This is a genomic window from Pseudoxanthomonas koreensis (genome assembly GCF_041890415.1).
Taxonomy (GTDB): domain Bacteria; phylum Pseudomonadota; class Gammaproteobacteria; order Xanthomonadales; family Xanthomonadaceae; genus Pseudoxanthomonas; species Pseudoxanthomonas koreensis_A.
Genome location: NZ_CP169056.1, coordinates 268472 through 285630, shown reverse-complemented (window position 1 = coordinate 285630; position 17159 = coordinate 268472). Strand labels below are relative to the sequence as shown.

Below are 17159 nucleotides of genomic sequence, written 5' to 3'. Positions count from 1 at the left end.
ACGCACGCGATGACCCTGGCCGCAAGCTTCCAGATTGAATACCTGCAATTCCTCGGTGCCGAGGGCCAGCCGGTGCGCGAGCTGCCGCCTGCGTTCCGCGACCCTGCGGTGCTGGTGGAGCCGTTCAAGCGCATGCTGTTCGCGCGCGCCTTCGACACCAAGGCAGTGGCCCTGCAGCGCACCGGCAAGCTGGGCACCTATCCACCGTGCCTGGGCCACGAGGCCACCCACATCGGCATCGGCGCCTCCATGCGCAACGGCGACGTGTTCGCGCCCAGCTACCGCGAACTGGGCACCATGTTCGAGCGTGGCGTGCGCCCGCGCGACGTGCTGATGTACTGGGGCGGCGACGAGCGCGGCAGCGACTACCCGCGCGACAGCGACGCGGCCATCGACTTCCCGATCTGCGTGCCGATCGCCACCCAGTGCCTGCACGCGGCCGGGGCGGCGCTGGCGTTCAAGCTGCGCGGGCAAGCGCAGGTGGCGGTTGCCGCCTGCGGCGACGGCGGCAGCTCCAAGAGCGACTTCTACGCCGCGCTCAACTGCGCCGGCGCGTACACCCTGCCGCTGGTGCTGGCGGTGATCAACAACGGCTGGGCGATCTCGGTGCCGCGCGAGGCGCAGACCGGCGCCCGGACCCTGGCCCAGAAGGGCATTGCCGGCGGCCTGCACTGCCTGCAGGTGGACGGCAACGACCTGGTCGCGGTGCTCGAATCGATGCGCATCGCCACCGAGCGCGCGCGCAGCGGCGGTGGCGGCACGGTGATCGAATTCATGACCTACCGCCTGTCCGACCACACCACCGCCGACGACGCGCGCCGCTACCGCGACCAGGACGAGGTCAAGGCGGCCTGGGCGCTCGAACCGGTCGCGCGCATGCGCACCTGGCTGACCGCGCAGGGTGCCTGGAGCGAAGCGCAGGAAGCGGAGTGGAAAGCCGAGTGCGAGCGCCGCATCGCGATCGAGGTCGACGCCTACCTGGCCACCCCGGCGCAACCGGTGCAGGCCATGTTCGACTATCTGTACGCCGACCCGCCTGCGGACCTGCTGGCCCAGCGCGCGGCGGCGATCGCGCTGGAGGCGCGCCATGGATGAGCCTCGCCGCGACGATGCGCCGCATGCCGCGCCCGGCGACGGCGCCGAGGCCCTGCCGGCATCATCCGGCGGCGACGCAGGCAAGCCGATGACCGACACCCCCATCACCCTGATCGAGGCGGTGACCCAGGCCCTGGCCTGGGAGCTGGCGCACGACCCCACGGTGCTGGTGCTGGGCGAGGACGTGGGCGTCAACGGCGGCGTGTTCCGCGCCACCGCCGGCCTGCAGCAGCGCTTCGGCGACCAGCGCGTGCTCGACACCCCGCTGGACGAAACCACCATCGCCGGCCTGGCGGTGGGCCTGGGTGCGCAGGGCATGAAGCCGGTGACCGAGGCCCAGTTCGACGGCTTCGTCTATCCCATGATCGACCAGGTGGTCAGCCACGCCGCGCGCCTGCGCAACCGCACCCGCGGCCGGCTGTCCTGCCCGATGGTGCTGCGCGTGCCGTGGGGCGGCGGCATCCGCGCGCCCGAGCACCACAGCGAGGCCAACGAGGCCATGTTCGTCAACGTGCCCGGCCTGCGGGTGGTGATGCCGTCCTCGCCGCAGCGCGCCTATGGCCTGCTGCTGGCCGCCATCCGCGACCCCGACCCGGTCATCTACTACGAGCCCAAGCGCATCTACCGGCAGTACAAGGAACGGGTGCCCGACGACGGCGAGGCGTTGCCGCTGGACGTGTGCTTCCTGCTGCGCGAGGGCCACGACGTGACCCTGGTGGCCTGGGGCGCGCAGGTGAAGGAAGCGCTGGAGGCCGCCGACGTGCTGGCCGCCGAAGGCGTGAGCGCCGAGGTGGTGGACGTGGCCACGCTACGCCCGCTGGACTTCGACACCATCGCCGAGTCGGTGGCCCGTACCGGGCGCTGCGTGATCGTGCAGGAAGCCCCGCGCAGTGCCGGCTTCGGTGCCGAGATCGCCGCGCGCCTGGCCGAGCGCTCGATGTTCGACCTGCTCGCGCCGGTGGAACGGGTGACCGGCTACGACACCCACATCCCGCTGTTCCGGCTGGAAATGAAATACCTGCCCGGGGTGGAGCGCATCGTCGCCGCGGCCCGGCGCACCCTGGCCCACGGCTGACGGCGGCGCACACATCTTCCGAGGGATCCATGAGCAAGCACACCACCTTCCAGCTGCCCGACCTGGGCGAGGGCCTGCCGGACGCGACCATCGTGGAGTGGTACGTGAAGGAAGGCGACAGCGTGGCGCTGGACGCGCCGCTGGTGTCGATGGAAACCGCCAAGGCGGTGGTCGAGGTGCCGTCGCCGGTCTCGGGCAAGGTGGTCAGGCTGGCCGGCGAGGCCGGCGCGGTGGTCGTCACCGGGCACATGCTGGCCGAGTTCGAGCTGGACCCGGACCAGCCGCAGCGTGCCCAGGGCCAGGACACCGGGCACCACCAGCGGCCGGCGGCCAAGGCCGTTGCCAGCGACGATGGCGGCGAGCTGGCGGTGCAGCCGGGGCCGTCGGAAGCACGGGGCGGCGATGCCGGCACCGTGGTCGGCGCCGTGCACAGCTCCGACACCCTGCATCGCGAGCGCGCGGTCGCGGTAGGCGGAGTCAAGGCGATGCCGGCGGTGCGCGCGCTGGCGCGCAAGCTCGGCGTGGACCTGGCCCGGGTGCGTGCCAGCGGTCCGGACGGCACCGTCACCCAGGCCGACGTCAAGCGCGCCGCGGCCGATCCGGCCACCCTGCTTGCGCCGCCGCCCTCGCACGCCCCGCCGCGGGCGGCAGGCGGTGCCGGGCGCACCGCCCTGTCGGCCGCCGGCAAGCCGATGCGCACCCGCCCGCCAGGCGACGACGCCAGCACCGCCAGTGGCCAGCCCGAGCAGCTCAAGGGCGTGCGCCGCAACATGGCCCGGGTCATGGCCGACGCCCATGCCCAGGTGGTGCCGACCACGGTGGTGGACGATGCCGACCTGCACGCCTGGGTCGGCCGCCAGGACATCACCGCACGCCTGATCCGCGCCATTGTCGCCGGCGCGCGCGCGATGCCGGCGCTCAACGCCTGGTTCGACGGCCAGGCACTGACCGTCACCCGCCACCAGCAGGTGGATATCGGCATCGCCATGGACACCGCCGATGGCCTGTTCGTGCCTGCGCTGCGCAACGCCGACATGCTCGACCCGGCCGGCATCCGCGCCGGGATCGAACGCCTGCGCAGCCAGGTCGGCGACCGCAGCATCCCGGCCAGCGAGCTGTCCGGCCACACCATCTCGCTGTCCAACTTCGGCATGTTCGCCGGCCGCTATGCCACCCCGGTGGTGGTGCCGCCGTGCGTGGCCATCGTCGGCGCAGGCCGCCTCAGCCACGACGTGGTCGCGGTGATGGGCGGCATCGAGGTGCATCGGCGCCTGCCGATCTCGCTGAGCTTCGACCACCGCGCCGCCACCGGCGGCGAGGCCGTGCGTTTCCTGCGCGCGTTGCTGGACGACCTGGAGCTACCGCACTGACCGCTGGCCGGGGCGGCACCCAGGCGCGCCCCGGCCTTGCCTGCGAAGTTCAGCGGCGGTCGCAGCGCAGCGGACCGCCCCGGCTCTGGAAGCGGATGTTCACCGGCTCGACCGACAGCGCGTCCACGGCCAGCGCCTCGGCCAGGGTGATCGCGGCAGCCATGCCGTTGCGGCAGTTGGCTTCGGTGTAGCGGATCACGTAGGTGTCGTCGTACACCGGCGAGAGCGCGCCGTTCTCGAGCCGGGACAGGCGCAGCCGCGCCTCCACCCGCTGGCCGGCCTGCTCGGCGGTGCGGGTGCCCATCGGCACCGGGCCGGTGCCGGCCACCTTGCATTCGACGGTGTTGCCGACCGAGCTGCATACCGTGGCGGCACCGCCGGTGGCAAACACCTGCTCGCTCACTTCCAGCCGGTCTTCCAGTTGGGCCACGTCCACTTCCACCACGTAGCCCTCGGCCGGCAGCGCCGCCGCATCGCCCAGCACCGCACCCGGAAGCACGGCGCGCAGCGCATCGGCATAGCTTTGCGCCAGCTGGCGGCCGGCTGCGTCATTGGGCGCCGGCGCCACCGGCACCACGTACACCGGCGTGTTGCCGGCGGCGGTCAGGCGCGCAAACGCGTCCTCGCCGGCAGTGGCGCGTTCGTAATGCACGTACACGCCCCCCTGGGTCGACTGGAAGGCGCGCAAGGCCTCCGACGCGCTGGCCGGCAAGGCAATGGCCAGCAGGCCGGCGATGATCATTATCTGCTTCATGGTCCCCCCTTTGGGTTGCGGAATCCTGCCACGCCGGGTGCCGGGCAGGCTGCCTGCATGCACCTTACGCCAGCCGGCCGACCCTAGCGAGCCAGCACGTGGTGGTCATCCAGCTCGGGGCCGCCGCCGCGGTCGCCGCTGCCGGCGGCCACGTGCAGTTCGTCGCCCAGCATCGCCGCCTGGGTGCCATGGCGGCCACGCGGCAGGGCCTGCAAGGTGGCCCACTGGCCGGTGGCCGGGTCATAGGCTTCGACCTCGCTGTGCGCCGGCACCTGGCGCGCGCTTTCGCCGCCCATCACGACCACCCGCCCGTCCGTGGCCACGGCGGCAGTGCCGGCACGCGGGGTGGGCAGCGGCGCGGCCAGCGTCTGCCACTGGCCGCTGGCAAAGTCGTACACGTCCACTTCGGGAATGGTCATCGACAAGGTGTCGCCGGTGTCGTGCGAGGTGCGCCGTCCGCCGGCAGCGTAGAGCCTGCCGTCCAGCACCACGGCATGGAAGTGGTCGCGCGCGCGCGGCGCATCGGCCAATTCGCGCCACTGGCCTGTGCTCGGATCAAGCACGTCCAGCCACGGCACGTAACCACTCATGTGGCCGCGGGTATTGCCGCCGACCACGTAGATCAGGCCTTCGTGCACGACCACGCCGGCCGCGCCGCGGCGACGGTGTGCGGGGATCTCCGCGCCCTGGCTCCAGCGGTCGCTGGCGGGGTCGTAGACCAGCACGTGGGTCAGCGGCTGCTCCTCGGGGAAGCCGCCGGTGAAGGCACCCAGCACATACATGCGCCCCTCGTGCGCCACCGCCTGCAGGTGGTGGATTTCCAGCGGCGGCGCGGACGCCGGGATCCAGCGCGCGGTGGCCGGGTCGTACACGTCCACCGGGCGCTCGCCGCGCCCGCCGACCAGGTACAGGCGACCGTCCACCGCCGCCATGCCGTTTTCATGGCGCGCGGTGGGCGTGCCGATGGTGGCCGGCACCGACCAGGCCAGCGCCGGCTCCCCGTGGGCATGGGCCGCGCCCTGCGTGGCCGGGGCGGGTCCATCGGCCAGTGCGGTGGCCGGCAGCCACAGCGCGGCGACCGCAGCGGCCGTGGCGACAAGCAGTGCTGCGGCAGGATGACGGGGCGGGAGGTCGGCCTTGGGCATGCGGATGTCCTGTCGTGGGTCGGGCGCGTACGCGCAGGGTGATGGCGCGGCATGCAGCCATGCGCGCACGCCGCCATGGTAACCGCGTCGCCGGCCGGGCTGCGGCCGCACGCCGGCATGGATGCTGCGCGCGACGGGTACGCAGCGCCGGTCAGGAAACGACTGCGGCCGCGCGCCGGCGCCGCCGCCGTGCCCACCACAGCCAGCCGCCTTCCAGCAGCGCACCGGAGGCGCCACCCAGGCCGCCCATCATCGGCGCGCTGGCCATGCCCAGGCCCAGCGCACCCAGGCCGAACGCGACTGCGGCCAACGCGCACACCAGCGCCGACGCGCCGACCCGCGCCCACGGACCGAGCACCTGCCGCAGCAGGCCCATGCAGGCACCACCGACCAGGGCCGGGATGAATCCCGGGACGTAGGACATCGCCACCACGAACAGCAACATCGTGCCGGCGTCGGGGCCGCCCATCTGCACCACCGCCGGCACGCCCAGCAGCAGCGCCCCCAGTGGCGGGCCCAGCACCGCGAACAGGAACGCGGAGCCTGCCACGTGCAGCACCTGCACGGTGCCGCGCGCCGAGCCGCGCAGGTACATCACCACCGCGGCCACGGCCAGCAGCGGCATGACCAGCAGTGCCAGCCACGCCAGCGGCCAGGATTGCGACATGGTTTCTCCCCGGCCGACGGCCAGCGCCGGAATCGACGTGCGCAAAGCATAGCCGGGTTGCCACTTGAACGGATGCGCCGCTGCACCGGTGCACGCACCTGCACAGCGACGCATCCGCGTCACCGCATCATTGCATTACCGCAAAGGCTCAGCGGCCGTCGCGGTCGGCATCGCCGGGCAACGCGCGTTCCACGCCGTGCCAGGCGTCACGCACCGCAAAGCGTGCCTTGTCCCAGCTCAGCGGCGAACTGTCGCGCGAGCGCTCCCAGCCGGTCGCCAGTTCGCTCTCCAGGTCGTCGTCCCAGCTGCGGTTGCCATAGCGCGAACGTGCCTGGGTGCCGTAGCGGTACGCCGGCCGGTAGTCGTCGTAGCTGCTGTCACGATCGCGATAGTCCACGCCCTCGAACTGGTCGGCGTAGTAGCGATCGGTGGTGGCGTAGGCGCGGAAGGTGCGGTCGCTGCGATCCCAGGCATCGCGTACCGCATCGCGCGCGTGGTCCCATTCCAGCTTCGACTCGCCACGCACCTGGCCCCAGCCGGCGCCAAGCTCCTGCTCCAGGCCCGCGTCCCAGGAGCGGTCGGTCATGTTGCTGCGCGCATCCACGCCGTAACGGTAGGCCGGCGCGTAGTCGTTCTCGTAGTCGAAGCGCGCGTCGTGGTACGGGCGCGTGCTGTGGGTTTCGCGCCAGAACTCCTCCTCGCCGGTCGGGTCGATGCGCTCGGCCACGCCCTTGCCGGCGGCCGCGCCCACCAGGGTGCCGATGCCGCCACCGATCAGCATGCCCAGCGGGCCGCCGATGGCGCCGATCACCGCACCGGCCGCAGCGCCGCCTACCCCGCCAACGCCCACGCCGACCGGGTGCGAACCGGGGGTGCCGCTGAGCGGATCACGATTGAGATCGCGGGCCTGGTTGTCGTCATGCCTGTCCACCTTGTTGCCGTCATGCCTGTCCACGTGTGCCTCCATTTGTCGTTGTGCCCGCCAATGCAGGTGTGCGGACCACAGTGGAGGCAGCGGCGTGAATCCGCCGTCGCCTGCGCGCCGGCCGTTGTCGATGCGCCAAGGCTGTTCAGTGCGGTGTCGGTTTCGCGGTGTGCGCGTGAGGACACGGCGTGGCATCGGCCGCCTGCGCAACCGGCGCCGGTTGCGCATACCCTTGCGGTGCCCGACACCTGCAGGAGCTTCCATGGCCCCGTGGCCCGCCACCGCACTGATCCTGGCCCTCATCGCCGCATGGCCGGCTGCGGCCATGTCCACGTCCACGTCCGCGCCCGTTCAACCGGCCGAACCCAGGCACCGGCTGCTGGTGCTGACCGACATCGAGAACGAGCCCGACGACACCCAGTCGCTGATCCGCCTGGTGCTGTACGCCAACGTGATCGACATCGAAGGCCTGGTGGCCACCACCTCCATCCACCAGCGCGGCCGGGTCTCGCCCGGATCGATCCACCACATCCTCGACCTGTACGCACGAGTGCAGCCCAACCTGCTGCTGCACGAACCGGGCTTCCCCGACGCCGCGCAGCTCAAGGCGAAGGTGCGCGCCGGTGCGCCGGTTTACGGCATGGCCGCGGTGGGCGAAGGCCACGACACGCCCGGATCGGACCTGCTGATCGAACGGATCAAGGCCGATGATCCGCGCCCGCTGTGGGTCGCGGTGTGGGGCGGAGCCAACACCCTGGCCCAGGCGTTGCACCGCCTGCGCGCCAGCCACGATGCCGATGCGCTGCCCGGGCTGCTGTCACGCCTGCGCGTGTACGCGATCTCCGACCAGGACGACAGCGGCGCTTGGATCCGGCGCGAGTTTCCCGAGCTGTTCTACATCGTCAGCCCGGGCGGCTACGACGCGGCCACCTGGCGCGGGATCATGCAACCCGAGCCCGGCTTCGACCACCCGGAACTGTCCAACGACTGGATCGCCCGCCACATCCAGCAGGGCCACGGCCCGCTGGGCAGCGCCTATCCGGACGTGGCCTACGGCGTGGAAGGCGACACGCCCAGCTTCCTGTCGCTGATCCCCAATGGCCTGCATGCACCGGAGCATCCGGATTGGGGTGGCTGGGGCGGACGCTACGAACTGCGCATCCCGGCACTGGCCGACACCGACCCGGACGGCTTTACCGGCGGCGTGCCGGTGCTGGCGGAAACGCGACCGATCTGGACCAACGCCATCGACACCTACATCCCCTACGAGCCCGGCCGCTACGGGCGCAGCGTGGTGCGCGGCGCACGCAGCGACACCGGCTACCGCACCACAGTGTGGCGCTGGCGCGCCGCGTTCCAGAACGATTTCGCCGCGCGCATGGACTGGACCATCCTCGGCCCTGCCGAGGCCAACCACCCTCCGCAGGTCCGGCTGGCGCATCCGCAGCAGTTGCGCGTGCGCGCCGGCGAACGGCTCACCCTCAGCGCGGCCGGCACCACCGATCCGGACGGCGACAGCCTGCAATACCTGTGGTTCCACTATCCCGAACCCGGTGGCCAGGACCGCGCATGGGACCTGGATGGCGCCGAGAACATGCAGACCGTGCGCCTGCTCGCACCCACGGTCGAGCGGCCGCAGCAGGCGCACTTCATCGTCCAGGTCAGCGACCGCGGCAGCCCCGCGCTCACCCGCTACCGGCGGGTGATCGTCAACGTGGAGCCCTAGTCGGCCGGATGGTCCGGTCCGTCGGCCGCGTGCGCGGGCGGCGGTGCGCCCGGCGTCCACAGCCAGCGCAGCACGTCAGGCAGCAGCTGGCCGCCATGGTCGTCCGAATGGCCGCCCTCGCCCCACACGTGGGCCACCTGGTAGCGCGGGCCGCTGTCGCCGTTGCGCTCGGCCTGCGCGTTGGCCCCGTGCAGCGCGGCCAGCATCTGCTGGTTGGCCAGGAACCAGTTGCCGTGCTCGTTGTCCAGGTCGTTGCTGCCGTCCTGCAGGAAGATGCGCAGCGGGCGGATGCCGCTCTTGCGGATCATGCCCGGGTAGAGGTCGCCGCCCGGCACCATCGGCACGCCGTCCTGCGCCGGCCGGTAGCCGATGGAGACATAGCTGCCGATGAAGCTGATCACGTTGCCGAACACGTCCGGCCGGTGCCAGGCCACGGTGAATGCGGCGATGGCGCCGCTGCTGGTGCCGCCGATGGCGCGCCGGGCCGGGTCGTCGCTCAGCGCATGGCGCGCGGCGACCTGCGGCAGCAGCTCGTCGATGAGCATGCGTGAGTAGGTGTCGTCGAGCGCGTCGTACTCCTGCGCGCGGTTGTCCGGGTTGGACATGCCCAGGTCGTCCGGATACTGCGCGGCGCGATGGCCCGGGGTCACGAACACGCCGATGGTGAGCGGGATGTCGCCACGGTAAACCAGGCTGTCCAGCACGTTGCCCACCCGCAGCGAGCCCTGCGGGTTGGTCGCGCGCTGGCCGTCGTGGAACACAAGCAGGTTCGCCGGCCGTGCCGGGTCGTGGTTGGCCGGCACGTGGATCCAGTAGCGGCGCACGGTGCCGGGGATGACCTTGCTGTGCAGTTCGAACGGCCCTTCCAGCTGGCCGCGCGGCACATCGGCATGCTGCAGCGAATCGGACGTGAGCGGGTAGTGACGCGGCTGCACCGGTACATCGCCGGCAGTGGCGGCCAGCGCCACAGTCAACAGGGCAAGCCCGGCAAGCAGGCGGACACGAAGGGCGATGCGGTGGTCAGGCATGGTCGGGTTCCGGCACATGGGCGACGGCAAGGGTAACGTCCCGGGCGCGCGCGGCGCCCGTTTTTTGCAGGAGCCCGTCTTGCGGGCGACCTCAGGGGCGCCACAACACCCCACACGACACAACGCGCCGCGGTCGCCGGCGAGACCGGCTCCTACATGCGGGGGACGTCTAGGGCGTGATTGTAGGAGCCCGTCTTGCGGGCGACCTCAGGGGCGCCACAACGTCCCACACGACATGCCGCGCCACGGTCGCCGGCGAGACCGGCTTCCACATGCGGGGGACGTCGAGGGGCATGCGTCCGGGGTGCCCAGACGTGACGACAGCAAAAAGGGGCCGTTGGGCCCCTTTCTGCTGTAACTCCATTCCCGCCGGGATTACTTCTTGCCCTGCTGCCGCTTGTAGTTGGCAAGGAAGAACTCCGGGTCGAGATTGGTCTGCACCTTCTCGCGCAGGTAGACCTTGCCGCTGGCGGACGGTTCCACCAGGTACGGCTGCAGGATGTCGCCGCTGCTCCAGCCACCGGGGTTGTAGATGGTGAACCACTGGTGCCCATCCGGCTTGTGGACCTCGGTGGTGACCCACTTGTAGGCATCGCACTTGCTGGTGTCGCACTTCTTCGTGTGCAGGTAGATCCTGCCATCCTGGTCATTGTCGATGCCGCTGATCTTGACCAGCATCTGGTTCCCGTCCTGCGGACCGTAACGCAGCGTCAGTACACGGTAGGTATCTGCATCGTACGCATACACGTACTTGCCCACTTCCTCGGCCTTTGCCTGGGGCATGGCCACGGCGGCGAACACGAGGGACAACAGCACAAATCCTTTCACTCGAAACTCCCATTGGCGCGAATTGGCCGGGCCACTCTAGGGACCAGGACTGAACTTGCCGTTAAGTCGCCCGGCCGCGCGCCGGATCAGCCTTTGACGTTGCAGCCAAGCACGCGCGGGCTGGTGGGAAAGTCGACGTTGATCGAGCGGCTGGTCATCACCGCCTCGCCCAGCAGCCGTGCCGCCGAAGCCACCGCCGCGCCCGGGTCGGTGCATTCGGTCTGCACGTAGGACAGCTTGTAGGTGTCCTCGAACACCACCGCCGGTGCAGCAGCGCGATCTTCGGTGTCGAACCGGTACAGGCGGATCATCACCGTCAGCTCCGGGTTGATCCAGGTCGAGGCGGTCTTGCCCATCGCGTTGGGCGCATTGCCGATCTCCTGGCACTGCATCTTTTCCTTGCCCACCTGCTGGCAGGTGGTGCCCTGGGCACCGGCGATCAGCTTGGCATCCTCGCCGGCCCTGCCTTCGCGCGAGGCCAGGGCGATGCGGGCCAGGAACTGCGGCGAACGATCATCCGCATTGGCCAGCCGGATCGAGTTGGGCAACACCTTGCGCAGCCCTTCGACATACGCATCGGCCACCTTGTCCCCGGCGCCGGTCCCGCCGTCATCGACCAGGGTGACGGCCACGCCGGCAGCGGGGCCCTGTTCGGCCAGCGTGGCGAACTCCGCACGCTTGCCGACAGCGCGCTCGTACTTGAGCGTGGAGGTGCCACGCGAAGCGACCAGCTCCTTGAGTGGATTGGCCTGCACCACGGCGGTGCAGGTGAGGGACAGCGAAACGCCGGCAACAACGGCTAGCCACTTCATGGTTTGCTCCCTAGGTTTTTGACGGTTGGACGCACGTCCCCGCACGCGGAAGGACAGCCCTGCGCGCCCGGGTCCCCAGCCCGGGAAGAGGATGCGTATTGATACAACACCGGAACCGGAAATGGCACCCCGGAATGCGCCACCACGCCCGCCGCACGGGCGCCATCATCCGCACCCGCCGGCCCCGTGGCGGCCCGCCGCGCGAGCGGGCACCATGTGGCGGTGGGCGCGTGCCACCGGTGCCATCCGGCCACCTGCGCGCGGCCGCCCCGCCTTCACACAGGGAACCAGCGCCATGTGGAACCTGCACCGCGTTGCCGCCGCGCTGGTCATGCTGCTGGCAACCACCCCGGCACTTGCCACCACGCCCGCGCCGACAGGCGCCCGCGCCGACGCCGTGGCCATCATCGGCGAACTGCGGAAGATCGTGGCGCCTTCGGGCGTGGAACGCTACGACTACCTGCCGATTGGCGGGATCAACCAGTTCGTCAGCATCCGCGGCCAGAATCGTGGCAACCCGGTGCTGCTGGTGGTGCACGGAGGCCCGGGGTTCCCGACCTCGGGGATCGCCTGGTGGGCCACCCGCGGGCTGGAGGAATACTTCACCGTGGTGCACTGGGACCAGCGCGGCGCCGGCAAGACCCACCTGGCCAACGACCCGGCCGCGGTGGCCGCGACGATGACGCCGGAGCGCTTCATCGACGACACCGAGGAACTGGTGGCATGGCTGCGCCGCGAGTTCGGCCAGGAGAAGATCTTCCTGCTGGGCACGTCCTGGGGCAGCTACGTGGGCCTGAAGTTCGCCCTGCGCCGGCCGGAGTGGCTGCACGCATACATCGGCATGGGCCAGGCAATCGATATCCCGGAAAGCGAGCGGCGCGGCCATGCCTACGCCCTGGCTCAGGCGCGGCGCAGCGGCAACCAGCAGGCAGTGGCCGAGCTGGAATCCATCGCACCGTACGCGCAGGGCGACGCCCCCATCCCGTTGGAAAAAATCGCGCTGGAGCGGCGCTGGTCGGACTACTACGGCGGGGTGATGGCCTGGCGCGAACGCCAGATCGACGGCATGGCCGTACGCCTGTCGCCGGAATACTCCGACGCGGAAGCGGCCCGCGCCTACGACGGCAACGGGTTCTCGCAGCAGTACCTGTTCAGCGACGTCGTCGGCGTGGACATGAGCGATGAAACCCGGCTCGGCTGCCCGCTGATCGTGCTGGCCGGGCGCCACGACCGCAGCGTCAACTCATACGTGGCACACGAATGGTTCGACCGGGTGCAGGCGCCGTACAAGCACTTCGAGTGGTTCGAATACGCCGCGCACGAGATTTTCGCCGAGCAGCCCGGGCAGTTGCTGGTCACCCTGGTGCAGCGGGCCAGGCCGCTGGCCGGCGACGTGCCAGCGCCCTGAGCGCGGCGGCACCAGCGAACTCCGGGCACACGCCGCGCCCGGCTCAGAACTTCTCGCCCACCGGCAGGTAGCGCCAGTTGCCGGCGGGCATCTTGGCCAGCGCGATCCGGCCGATCCGGATCCTGCGGATCGACAGCACCTGCAGGCCGACCTGCGCGCACATGTCGCGCAGTTGCCCGGGGCGCACGCCCTTGATCGCGAAGCGCAGGCGGGTCTCGTTCTGCCAACTGACCTTGCACGGCGCCAGCGCGCGCCCTTCGTAGGCCAGGCCGTGGCCCAGTCGGCCCAGGCCCCACGGGTCCAGCGCACCGTCAACCTCGACCACGAACTCCTGCTCGATGGCATCCATGTCCTCGACCAGCCGCCGCCGCACGCGCCTGTCCTGGCTCAGCACCACCAGGCCGCTGGCCTCGCGCTCCAGCGGCGCCAGCGCCACCAGGCGCTGGAAATGCTGCTGCAGCAGGCGCACGCCGCTGGCGTCCTGGCTCCATCGCGTTGCCGGCGTTACCAGGGCCAAGGCCGGGTTGGCCCCGGTGGCCACATCGACACCGGCCGGCTTGTGCAGCAGCACGGTGGCCGGCTCGTTGGCCTGCAGCTGCGCGGCCGGATCGATCTCGACCGCTTCGCTGCTGACCATGTGGTTGGGCGCTTCCACCACCCGGCCGTCCACCTTCACCCAGCCGCCCTGGACGTACTGTTCGGCCTCGTTGCGGGAACAGCGCGCCAGTTCGGCCACGCGCCTGGCCAGGCGAACCGGATCGGACATGAATGCAAAACCACGGGAGCGGGGACGCGCAGTGTATCGTTCGCGCACTCCGGTGCGCCCCGGGACGCCGGTTGCGGTGGCGGGCCGGGCGCGCCGCCCCGTTCCTCAAGAGGTGCCATGAAAACTCCCGCAGGCCTGCAGGCGCTGATCGACGATGGCGTGATCGATGCCGTGCTGCGTCCGCTCAAGAGCGGCAAGGAAGCGGCCGTGTACGTGGTGCGCGCCGGCGAGGAGATCCGCTGCGCCAAGGTGTACAAGGACATGGCCCAGCGCAGCTTCCAGCAGCGCGTGCAGTACCAGGAAGGGCGCAAGGTGCGCGGCAGCCGCGAGCAGCGCGCGATCGGCAAGGCCAGCAAGTACGGCCGCAAGCAGCAGGAAGCGGCCTGGAAGAACACCGAGGTCGACGCGCTGTACCAGCTGCGCGATGCCGGCGTGCGCGTGCCCGAGCCGTATGGCTACTTCCACGGCGTGCTGGTGATGGAACTGGTGGTGGATGCGGACGGACATTCGGCACCGCGGCTGGGCGAGGTGGAGCTGTCGCCGGACGAGGCACGCAGCTTCCATCGCTTCCTGGTGCGCCAGATCGTGAAGATGCTCTGCACCGGCCTGGTCCACGGCGACCTGTCGCCCTACAACGTGCTGGTGGCCGCCGACGGACCGGTGGTGATCGACTTCCCGCAGGTGGTCAGCGCCGCCGGCAACAACGCCGCGCGCACCATGCTGCTGCGCGACGTCAACAACATCACCGCCTGCCTGGGCGGGTTTGCGCCGGAGTTGCTGGACACCTGGTACGGCGAGGAGATGTGGGCGCTGTTCGAGGCCGGCGAACTGCACCCGGACAGCGAGCTGACCGGCGAGTTCGAGCACGACGAGTCCGCGCCCGATGTGGACGGCGTGCGCCACGCCATCAACGATGCGCGCGAGGAAGCGCTGATCCGCCAGCAGGGGCGGGAAGCGGCGGCCGAGGAAGACTAGGACCGGGCGCGCGGCGCCTGACCCAGGTCCATCGAGAAGTACTTGGCCTCGAAGCGCATCCCTTCGCGCTCGTAGAAGCGGTGCGCATCCACGCGCTGCACGCCGGACACCAGCCGTACCTGGTCGCAACCCTGCGCGCGGGCGTAATCGGCAATCCAGGCCAGCAGCGCCCGGCCGTAACCGCGCGAGCGTTCGCCCTCGTCGGTGACCAGTTCATCCACCTCCAGGTAGCGGCCGCGGTGCAGCCACTCGCCCATGCGGATGCCGGCCAGCGCACACAGCTTGCCACCCTCCTCCAGCTTGACCAGCCGGTAACCGTGCGCCGCCTCCATGCGCCGCACCGCCGCGACGAACGCCTCGCGCGACAGGTGCGGGCGCAACGTCGACATGAGCGGGTAGCACCGCTCGACCCCCGCCTCGTCCTCAACCAGCATGATGTCCATCAGGCTCCGTACCCCTTCGACAATCGACGTGATTGGGCATGCAATCGCCCCGCCGCATCTGCCGCCAGGCCGCGGCGGCATCAGAACACGAAGAACAGCGCCACGGAAAGGGCCGCATAGATACCGACGACCCCCCAGAAGTACCGCGGGCTCTCCTCGCGCAGGATCTCGCGCGCACGGATGCCGGCCTTGGCCCATACCCGGCCGGTGGCCGCCGCGTAGCAGACATACAGCACGAGGAAGAATCCGATGATCTTGAACATGGCGGCTCAGCCCCTGCGGTGGACGGCCCTGCCGCCGGCTTGAATCCGGTCAGGCCGCGCTGCCGCGGATGATGCCGCCAAGTGCGCCGATGAGCAGCGCCAGGATGGGCAACATGGACAGGGCAAAACCCAGCCCACGGCTTGCCGGCGCGGCGGTATAGCTGCGCCAGTAGATGAACCGGCCGACCAGGTACACCGCACCGGCAATGGCGACCCAGGACTGCGGCCAGTACCTGGCAGCGACGAACAAGGCCGGGAGAAAGGCGACCATGAGCTCCAGCGTGTTCATCTGGACGCGGTAGGCGCGCTCGAACATCTCATGCCCGGAAACGGCCGGAGCCTTGACCCCGTATCGCCCGCGCGCACGACCGACGAGCACCCCAAAGAAGATGAGCTGGAGGATGGCCAGCACGGCCACCAGATCGACGTAGTTCATGGTTTCCCTTGTTGTGGATTGATGTGGGTGGGATCAAAGAGGGACGGATCCGCCCGAGAGTGGCTGCACCTTGATGGAGACCAGGCCTGACTCCATTCGGCTCGAATAGGAAGTGAATCTGACCCCGTTTAGCGGTCCCCGCTTAACGCCGTTATCCGACCCCGCCCCGCCCGATCCCAGAGCGGCCTAATTCCCTCCAAGGAAGTCGCCGGCTGTTGCTGGAGCTTCCGGGCGCTGCAGGGTAAAGAGGCAATCAAAGTATGGCTCGACCGCGTGCCACTCAAGCGCCTGCGTGCGTGCGCGCACAAGGGGCTTACTGACCTCCACGACGTTGCCCGCCTCCTGGAACCTCCGCATGAACGCTTTGCGCGAATCCGCTTGGGCATGGAGCCCATGATCCTGACCGGCATACGAATGGAACTCCAGGATCCGCCCGGGCGCTGACACAGCAGTTCCCGCGAGGTGGCATTCCTGCAAACCGCTGGCTTCCTCGCGCCGCACGTGACCCGCCGCAAAGCTGTCCTGCACCGCATGCAGCAGCGAGCCGAATGCCACATCAGCGACGTAGCGCCTCAGCCCACCACTGGCACCGAGCGTATAAAGATCCATTACGCGCCATTCGGTGCCTCCAAATGCATGCTGGATCACCGGGATTCGAACATCCTTGAGCCGGGTGTCCAGCGTGTACTCGCCCAGCGAGGCGCGCCATGCAAACTCGAACCAGCCCATAAGAGCATCGCGCGTCGTTGCCGCACTCTCGCCATCCGCGGCAGCCATCGCATGGAGGAACTGGAGGTCGCCGAAATGCGACCGATAGAGCATGGCATCACCCGGACCGTACCGCTTGCCGCGCGCCGCACCGGCCTTCGCATCACGGAACAGGGCCACCCAGCACAGCGGCTGGGTCTCGAAGCGCACGGTTTCCCGGGTTTTGCAGTTGGTGTTCTGAGCCTGGCCGGCTAGTAGCTGGAAAGGCGGATCATCGTTCCAGCGCACACCTGCGAGGACCGCCGGCGGCGCAGTCGTGGCTTGGTTCCCAGCGCAAACGTCACCGTTGCAGCCATAGATGTGGTTGGTGATTTCCTCATGGACGGGCTCGGTAAACACCTCCAACGACCACCGCGCCATCAATCGCTCCAGCGAGGCGCGCGCCCCGGACGTGATTCCTGCCAGCCGCCGCTCCTCGGGCGTCGCCTCGGGGGCAAGCTTGTGCGCCGACACATCTCCCACAGTGAGGAGGACAAGCGACAAAAGGACCCAACTGCGCATAACCCCCCTCCGCTTTCAGCGATACGAATCCAGCCCTGTCACTCCAAGGCCCTAGCTCCGCTTACCTCCCACCGGACACAGTCACGACTCGGGAGAGAAATTGTAGGAGCCGGACTTGCCGGCGACCGCGCAAGCCTTCCCGCAAGGCGCTTGCACACACCGAGACGTCCTAGC

At 69.9% G+C, this 17159-nt stretch carries 18 protein-coding genes; 6 read left to right on the top strand and 12 right to left on the bottom strand.

The window, feature by feature from the left end; genetic code table 11:
* Positions 1-9 precede the first annotated feature (9 nt).
* From pdhA to ACEJ41_RS01320, 3 genes are all read left to right on the top strand, one after another.
* Positions 10-1095 (top strand): pyruvate dehydrogenase (acetyl-transferring) E1 component subunit alpha, encoded by a 1086-nt coding sequence (gene pdhA, locus ACEJ41_RS01330; protein WP_374014029.1) that lies wholly within the window; start codon positions 10-12, stop codon positions 1093-1095.
* Positions 1096-1183: 88 nt separating this feature from the next.
* On the top strand, positions 1184-2170 hold the full coding sequence (locus ACEJ41_RS01325; protein ID WP_374014028.1) for an alpha-ketoacid dehydrogenase subunit beta: 987 nt from the start codon (positions 1184-1186) through the stop codon (positions 2168-2170).
* 29 nt (positions 2171-2199) lie between these two features.
* On the top strand, positions 2200-3540 hold the full coding sequence (locus tag ACEJ41_RS01320) for a dihydrolipoamide acetyltransferase family protein (RefSeq protein ID WP_374013008.1): 1341 nt from the start codon (positions 2200-2202) through the stop codon (positions 3538-3540).
* A 49-nt stretch (positions 3541-3589) separates the two neighbouring features.
* Here the strand turns inward: ACEJ41_RS01320 and ACEJ41_RS01315 are convergent, their stop codons facing one another.
* From ACEJ41_RS01315 to ACEJ41_RS01300, 4 genes are all read right to left on the bottom strand, one after another.
* The gene (locus ACEJ41_RS01315; protein WP_374013007.1) at positions 3590-4294 is read right to left on the bottom strand and encodes a hypothetical protein; all 705 of its coding nucleotides are present in this window, start codon (positions 4292-4294) and stop codon (positions 3590-3592) included.
* Positions 4295-4377: 83 nt separating this feature from the next.
* Positions 4378-5439 (bottom strand): Kelch repeat-containing protein, encoded by a 1062-nt coding sequence (locus ACEJ41_RS01310; protein ID WP_374013006.1) that lies wholly within the window; start codon positions 5437-5439, stop codon positions 4378-4380.
* A 151-nt stretch (positions 5440-5590) separates the two neighbouring features.
* Positions 5591-6106 carry a hypothetical protein gene (locus ACEJ41_RS01305; RefSeq protein ID WP_374013005.1) on the bottom strand — a complete coding sequence of 172 codons (516 nt, stop codon included), beginning with the start codon at positions 6104-6106 and terminating at the stop codon, positions 5591-5593.
* Between the two features lie 148 nt (positions 6107-6254).
* Positions 6255-7061, bottom strand: a complete 807-nt coding sequence (locus ACEJ41_RS01300) for a hypothetical protein (RefSeq protein ID WP_374013004.1) — start codon at positions 7059-7061, stop codon at positions 6255-6257.
* Positions 7062-7293: 232 nt separating this feature from the next.
* Here ACEJ41_RS01300 and ACEJ41_RS01295 point away from each other — a divergent pair, with 232 nt between their 5' ends.
* Complete coding sequence (locus ACEJ41_RS01295) at positions 7294-8757, top strand: nucleoside hydrolase-like domain-containing protein (protein WP_374013003.1); 1464 nt, start codon at positions 7294-7296, stop codon at positions 8755-8757.
* Here ACEJ41_RS01295 and ACEJ41_RS01290 read toward each other — a convergent pair.
* The 3 genes from ACEJ41_RS01290 to ACEJ41_RS01280 all read right to left on the bottom strand — a co-directional run bounded on the left by ACEJ41_RS01290 (position 8754) and on the right by ACEJ41_RS01280 (position 11425).
* Positions 8754-9785, bottom strand: a complete 1032-nt coding sequence (locus ACEJ41_RS01290) for an alpha/beta hydrolase (RefSeq protein WP_374013002.1) — start codon at positions 9783-9785, stop codon at positions 8754-8756. The two genes, ACEJ41_RS01295 and ACEJ41_RS01290, sit on opposite strands and share 4 nt — an antisense overlap.
* Before the next feature lie 375 nt (positions 9786-10160).
* Positions 10161-10595, bottom strand: a complete 435-nt coding sequence (locus ACEJ41_RS01285; RefSeq protein WP_374013001.1) for a hypothetical protein — start codon at positions 10593-10595, stop codon at positions 10161-10163.
* Between the two features lie 104 nt (positions 10596-10699).
* A complete protein-coding gene (locus tag ACEJ41_RS01280) occupies positions 10700-11425 on the bottom strand; it encodes a hypothetical protein (RefSeq protein ID WP_374013000.1) in 726 nt (241 codons plus the stop codon).
* A 295-nt stretch (positions 11426-11720) separates the two neighbouring features.
* On the opposite strand from ACEJ41_RS01280, the gene ACEJ41_RS01275 reads away from it, so the two are divergent.
* Positions 11721-12833 (top strand): alpha/beta fold hydrolase, encoded by a 1113-nt coding sequence (locus ACEJ41_RS01275; RefSeq protein ID WP_374012999.1) that lies wholly within the window; start codon positions 11721-11723, stop codon positions 12831-12833.
* 43 nt (positions 12834-12876) lie between these two features.
* On the opposite strand, the gene ACEJ41_RS01270 is transcribed toward ACEJ41_RS01275, so the two are convergent.
* Complete coding sequence (locus ACEJ41_RS01270) at positions 12877-13599, bottom strand: RNA pseudouridine synthase (RefSeq protein ID WP_374012998.1); 723 nt, start codon at positions 13597-13599, stop codon at positions 12877-12879.
* Between the two features lie 117 nt (positions 13600-13716).
* On the opposite strand from ACEJ41_RS01270, the gene ACEJ41_RS01265 reads away from it, so the two are divergent.
* Entirely contained in the window at positions 13717-14574 is an 858-nt protein-coding gene (locus tag ACEJ41_RS01265) for a PA4780 family RIO1-like protein kinase (protein WP_374012997.1), read from the top strand.
* On the opposite strand, the gene ACEJ41_RS01260 is transcribed toward ACEJ41_RS01265, so the two are convergent.
* The 4 genes from ACEJ41_RS01260 to ACEJ41_RS01245 all read right to left on the bottom strand — a co-directional run bounded on the left by ACEJ41_RS01260 (position 14571) and on the right by ACEJ41_RS01245 (position 16985).
* Positions 14571-15017 (bottom strand): GNAT family N-acetyltransferase, encoded by a 447-nt coding sequence (locus tag ACEJ41_RS01260; RefSeq protein WP_374012996.1) that lies wholly within the window; start codon positions 15015-15017, stop codon positions 14571-14573. The genes ACEJ41_RS01265 and ACEJ41_RS01260 overlap by 4 nt on opposite strands.
* An 80-nt stretch (positions 15018-15097) precedes the next feature.
* On the bottom strand, positions 15098-15280 hold the full coding sequence (locus ACEJ41_RS01255) for a hypothetical protein (protein ID WP_374012995.1): 183 nt from the start codon (positions 15278-15280) through the stop codon (positions 15098-15100).
* A 49-nt stretch (positions 15281-15329) separates the two neighbouring features.
* Positions 15330-15716, bottom strand: a complete 387-nt coding sequence (locus tag ACEJ41_RS01250; protein ID WP_374012994.1) for an MAPEG family protein — start codon at positions 15714-15716, stop codon at positions 15330-15332.
* Positions 15717-15902: 186 nt separating this feature from the next.
* Positions 15903-16985: a hypothetical protein gene (locus ACEJ41_RS01245; protein WP_374012993.1), complete on the bottom strand. Its 1083-nt coding sequence runs from the start codon at positions 16983-16985 to the stop codon at positions 15903-15905.
* Positions 16986-17159: the final 174 nt, after the last annotated feature.